This window comes from Streptomyces sp. NRRL S-244, from assembly GCF_000717915.1.
GTDB lineage: Bacteria > Actinomycetota > Actinomycetes > Streptomycetales > Streptomycetaceae > Streptomyces.
Window position 1 is genome coordinate 1 of sequence record NZ_JOCX01000055.1, and the last position, 5,193, is coordinate 5,193.

General features: G+C 70.6%; 6 protein-coding genes. 5 read left to right on the forward strand and 1 reads right to left on the reverse strand.

The annotated features are described in order from the left end of the window. The first annotated feature begins 114 nt into the window (after positions 1–114). The 5 genes from IF02_RS0131840 (at position 115) to IF02_RS0131860 (ending at position 3,866) form a co-directional block, all read left to right on the forward strand. Complete coding sequence (locus IF02_RS0131840) at positions 115–1,161, forward strand: PhoH family protein (RefSeq protein ID WP_078622458.1); 1,047 nt, start codon at positions 115–117, stop codon at positions 1,159–1,161. Positions 1,162–1,174: 13 nt separating this feature from the next. Next, positions 1,175–1,672 carry an rRNA maturation RNase YbeY gene (gene ybeY, locus IF02_RS0131845; protein ID WP_030163247.1) on the forward strand — a complete coding sequence of 166 codons (498 nt, stop codon included), beginning with the start codon at positions 1,175–1,177 and terminating at the stop codon, positions 1,670–1,672. Next, positions 1,669–2,973: a hemolysin family protein gene (locus tag IF02_RS0131850; RefSeq protein ID WP_030163249.1), complete on the forward strand. Its 1,305-nt coding sequence runs from the start codon at positions 1,669–1,671 to the stop codon at positions 2,971–2,973. Before ybeY ends, IF02_RS0131850 begins: the two co-directional genes overlap by 4 nt. Beyond that, on the forward strand, positions 2,970–3,323 hold the full coding sequence (locus IF02_RS0131855) for an MmcQ/YjbR family DNA-binding protein (RefSeq protein ID WP_030163253.1): 354 nt from the start codon (positions 2,970–2,972) through the stop codon (positions 3,321–3,323). Before IF02_RS0131850 ends, IF02_RS0131855 begins: the two co-directional genes overlap by 4 nt. A 186-nt stretch (positions 3,324–3,509) precedes the next feature. Next, on the forward strand, positions 3,510–3,866 hold the full coding sequence (locus IF02_RS0131860; RefSeq protein ID WP_030163256.1) for a hypothetical protein: 357 nt from the start codon (positions 3,510–3,512) through the stop codon (positions 3,864–3,866). A 31-nt stretch (positions 3,867–3,897) separates the two neighbouring features. Here the strand turns inward: IF02_RS0131860 and IF02_RS0131865 are convergent, their stop codons facing one another. Then, a complete protein-coding gene (locus IF02_RS0131865) occupies positions 3,898–5,181 on the reverse strand; it encodes an MFS transporter (protein WP_037837541.1) in 1,284 nt (427 codons plus the stop codon). Between the last annotated feature and the right edge of the window lie 12 nt (positions 5,182–5,193).

Genomic DNA, 5,193 nt, shown 5'->3' on the forward strand with positions numbered 1-5,193 from the left:
GGCGGGGAAAACCCCTCGGGGATGGCGCGGCGGAGTCGTACCCTTGGTACTCCGGAGGTCGTCGATCGGCGCGGCCCCTCAGCGGGAGGTATGTGCAGGCCACAGTGCCGGCCCATGACTCAGACACCCACAGCCCAGACACCGGCGCCGGGGCAGGCGCGAGCCCACTTCACCGTTCCGGCCAAGCATCCGATGGTCGCGGTGCTCGGCTCGGGTGACGCCCTGTTGCGCGTGATCGAGAAGGCCTTCCCGAAGGCCGACATCCATGTTCGGGGCAATCAGGTCAGCGCGGTCGGAGACGCGGCGGAAGTCGCCCTGGTCCAGCGCCTGTTCGACGAGATGATGCTCGTGCTCCGCACCGGGCAGCCGATGACGGAGGACGCAGTGGAACGCTCGATCGCCATGCTCAAGGCGAGCGGCAACGGCAACGGCCCGGACGAGACGCCCGCGGAGGTGCTCACGCAGAACATCCTCTCCAGCCGCGGCCGCACCATCCGCCCCAAGACCCTCAACCAGAAGCGGTACGTCGACGCGATCGACAAGAACACGATCGTGTTCGGCATCGGCCCCGCCGGTACCGGCAAGACCTACCTCGCCATGGCCAAGGCGGTCCAGGCCCTGCAGTCCAAGCAGGTCAGCCGGATCATCCTGACCCGCCCGGCGGTCGAGGCGGGCGAACGCCTCGGCTTCCTCCCGGGCACGCTCTTCGACAAGATCGACCCGTACCTGCGCCCGCTCTACGACGCCCTGCACGACATGATCGACCCGGACTCGATCCCGCGCCTGATGGCGGCGGGCACGATCGAGGTCGCGCCGCTCGCGTACATGCGCGGCCGCACCCTCAACGAGGCGTTCGTCGTGCTCGACGAGGCGCAGAACACGACCACCGAGCAGATGAAGATGTTCCTGACCCGGCTCGGGTTCGATTCGAAGATCGTCATCACCGGTGACATCACCCAGGTCGACCTGCCCGGCGGTGCCAAGTCCGGTCTGCGCCAGGTCCAGGCGATCCTCGAAGGGGTTCCGGACATCCACTTCTCGCGGCTCACGTCCGAGGATGTCGTCCGGCACAAGCTGGTCGGCCGTATCGTCGATGCGTACGAGAAGTACGACGACAGCCAGGACGCCCAGCAGTCCCGGAACGGCTACCAGCGGAAGTAGAACCCAGCGCACCATGTCGATCGACGTCAACAACGAGTCCGGAACCGAGGTCGACGAGCGGGCGATCCTCGACATCGCCCGCTACGCGCTCACCCGGATGCGGATCCACCCGCTGTCCGAGCTCTCCGTCATCGTCATCGACGAGGACGCCATGGAGCAGCTCCACATCCAGTGGATGGACCTGCCCGGTCCCACCGACGTCATGTCCTTCCCGATGGACGAGCTCCGTCCGCCGACGAAGGACGACGAGGAGCCCCCGCAGGGGCTCCTCGGTGACATCGTGCTCTGCCCCGAGGTCGCGAAGAAGCAGGGCGAGGAAGCCCCGACGCAGCACTCCATGGACGAGGAGCTCCAGCTCCTGACCGTCCACGGGGTGCTGCACCTGCTCGGGTACGACCACGAGGAGCCGGACGAGAAGGCCGAGATGTTCGGTCTCCAGGCGGCCATCGTCGACGGCTGGCGCGGTGAGCGCGGCATCACCGGTCCGTCCCCGGCCCCGACCGTCTCGTGACCGCCCCGCAGTTGATCACCGGCGCGGTGCTGCTGGTGGTGGTGGCCTGGTTCGCGGCGTGCGCCGAGTCCGGGATCGCCCGGATCTCCAGCTTCCGCGCCGAGCAGGCCGTACGGGAGGGCCGGCGCGGCAGCGAGAAGCTCGCGCAGGTCGCCGCCGACCCCACCCGCTACCTCAACGTGGCGCTGCTCGTGCGGGTCACCTGCGAGATGGCGGCCGGCGTGCTCGTCACGTACGTCTGCCTCGACGAGTTCGGCGACAACTGGAAGGCGCTGCTCATCGCGATCGCCGTGATGGTGCTGGTGTCCTTCGTGGCCGTCGGGGTCTCCCCGCGCACCATCGGCCGCCAGCACCCCCTCAACACGGCGACGGCGGCCTCGTACGTCCTGGTCCCGCTCGCCCGGGTCATGGGGCCCATCCCGCAGCTGCTGATCCTCATCGGCAACGCGCTCACGCCCGGAAAGGGCTTCCGCAAGGGGCCGTTCGCCTCCGAGGCCGAGCTGCGCGCGATGGTCGACCTGGCGGAGAAGGAGTCGCTGATCGAGGACGAGGAGCGCCGGATGGTGCACCAGGTCTTCGAGCTGGGCGACACGCTGGTGCGCGAGGTGATGGTGCCGCGCACCGACCTGGTCTGCATCGAGCGGTACAAGACGATCCGTCAGGCGACCACGCTGGCGCTGCGGTCCGGTTTCTCGCGCATCCCGGTGACCGGTGAGAACGAGGACGACATCGTCGGCATCGTGTATCTGAAGGACCTGGTCCGCAAGACGCACATCAGCCGGGAGGCGGAGGCCGACCTGGTCACGACGGCGATGCGGCCCGCGGTGTTCGTACCGGACACCAAGAACGCGGGCGACCTGCTGCGGGAGATGCAGCAGGTGCGCAACCACGTGGCCGTGGTCATCGACGAGTACGGCGGCACGGCGGGCATCGTCACCATCGAGGACATCCTCGAGGAGATCGTCGGCGAGATCACCGACGAGTACGACCGCGAGCTCGCGCCCGTCGAGGAGCTGGGCGAGGACCGCTACCGGGTGACGGCGCGGCTCGACATCACCGACCTCGGCGAGCTGTTCAAGGTCGAGGACTACGACGACGAGGACGTGGAGACGGTCGGCGGCCTGCTGGCCAAGGCGCTGGGCCGGGTGCCGATCGCGGGCGCCTCGGCGGTCGTCGAGCTGCCGGACGGGCGGCCGCTTCGGCTGACGGCCGAATCCCCGGCGGGCCGCCGGAACAAGATCGTGACGGTGCTGGTGGAGCCGCTGGCCCGCGCGGCGGGCGAGGACGGGGAGGGCGTATGACGCCGGCGGAGCTGCGTGCGTTCTGCCTGGGTTTCAACGCGGCGGTGGAGGAGTTCCCCTTCACGCCCGAGACCTCGGTGTTCAAGGTGCTGGGGAAGATGTTCGCGCTGAGCGCGCTGGACGCCGACCCGCTGAAGGTCAACCTCAAGTGCGAGCCGGAGTCGGCGGTGCGGCTGCGGGCGGAGCACGAGGCGATCGTGCCGGGCTGGCACATGAACAAGCGGCACTGGAACACGGTGACGGTCGGCGGGCTGCCGGACGCGCTGGTGCGGGAGCTGGTCGAGGACTCGTACGACCTGGTGGTCGCGGGTCTGCCGAGGGCGGAGCGGCTGCGGCTCGACCGGCCGTGAGGGCGGATCGCAGAGGGGACGAAGGTCCCGGAGCTCTGTGACCTTTGGATCGCAGGTTCCGCTTATCGGGCGCTTAGGTTTGGTTCCGCGTGGCACAAGATCCAGGGGGCAGCGGGGGATGGAGGGGAGAGCGTCTCGGCGGGGCCGTCGTGCGGCCCCGCCGAGACGCTCCATATGCTTTCGCCCATGACCGACAGCACCGGGATCAACCCCGAGGACAGCAAAATCATCACGCTGGCGCGCAGCGCCCGGGCCCGCAACGGGGTGCCCGAGGGTGCGGCGGTGCGGGACGAGACGGGCCGCACGTACGTCGCCGGGACGGTGGAGCTGGACTCCCTGAAGCTGAGCGCGCTGCAGACGGCGGTCGCGATGGCGGTGGCGAGCGGGGCCGAGTCCCTGGAAGCCGCGGCCGTGGTCAGCTCGGCGGAGGCGGTGGCCGACGCCGACCGCGCGGCGGTCCGCGACCTCGGCGGCCCGGCCACCCCGGTCCTGCTGGCCGGCCCGGACGGCACCCTCAAGTCCACGACCCCGGCAGGCGGCTGACGCGCCGACGCCGGTTGCGCGGCGAGCTCGCTCACGCGGCAGCGGCAGCGGCGGTGATCGCGGCGGGGCGGCGGCGGATCACCATCGCCATCAGCGCCGCCACCGCGCACAGCGCGCCCGAGGCGTACCAGACCAGGTCGTACGAGCCGAAGGCGTCGCGGGCCAGGCCGCCCAGGAAGGCCACCGCCGCCGCGCCCACCTGGTGCGAGGCCAGGACCCAGCCGAAGACGATCGCGCTGTCCTCCCCGTAGTGCTCGCGGCACAGCGCGATGGTCGGCGGGACGGTCGCGACCCAGTCCAGCCCGTAGAAGATGATGAAGAAGATCATCGGCGGGTGCACGGACGGCGCCAGCAGCATCGGCAGGAACATCAGCGAGATCCCGCGCAGCGCGTAGTACACCGCCAGCAGACGGCGCGCCTCGAAGCGGTCGGTGAACCACCCGGAGGCGATGGTGCCGATCACGTCGAAGACGCCGACCACCGCCAGCAGCCCGGCCGCCGCGGTCACCGGCATGCCGTGGTCGTGCGCGGCGGGTACGAAGTGGGTCTTGACCAGCCCGTTCGTCGAGGCCCCGCAGATCGCGAAGGTGCCCGCCAGCAGCCAGAACGGGCCGGTGCGGGCCGCCTTGAACAGCACCGTCACCGTCCGCCGCGCCGCGCCCGTCACCGGGGCGGGCTTTTCCGCGTACGTGCCCCCGTACGGCGCGAGTCCCGTGTCCGCCGGGTGGTCGCGCAGCAGCAGCCATACGAACGGGACGACGACCAGGGCCGCCAGCGAGACCGTCACCGCCGCCGGGCGCCAGCCGTGGTGCTCCACCAGCCAGGACAGCAGCGGCAGGAAGATCAGCTGACCGGAGGCCCCGGCCGCGGTCAGGATGCCGGTGACGAGTCCGCGCCGGGCGGTGAACCAGCGGTTGGTCACCGTCGCCGCGAAGGCCAGGGCCATGGAGCCGCTGCCCAGCCCCACCAGCACGCCCCAGAACAGCACCAGCTGCCAGGACTGTGTCATCCACAGGGTGGCCATCGTGCCGCCGGATATGACCAGCAGGGCCAGGGCCACCACCTTGCGGATGCCGAAACGGTCCATCAGCGCGGCGGCGAAGGGTGCGGTGAGCCCGTACAGCGCGAGGTTCACCGAGACGGCGAGGCCGATCGTGCCGCGCGACCAGTCGAACTCCTCGTGCAGCGGCTCGATGAGCAGCCCGGGCAGGGAGGCGAAGGCGGCGGCCCCGATGATCGTCACGAACGCGACGGCCGCGACGAACCAGGCGCGGTGGATGCGCCCGGGGGCGGCCGGGGCCGGGGTCGGACCCACGGGGGTGGAGGC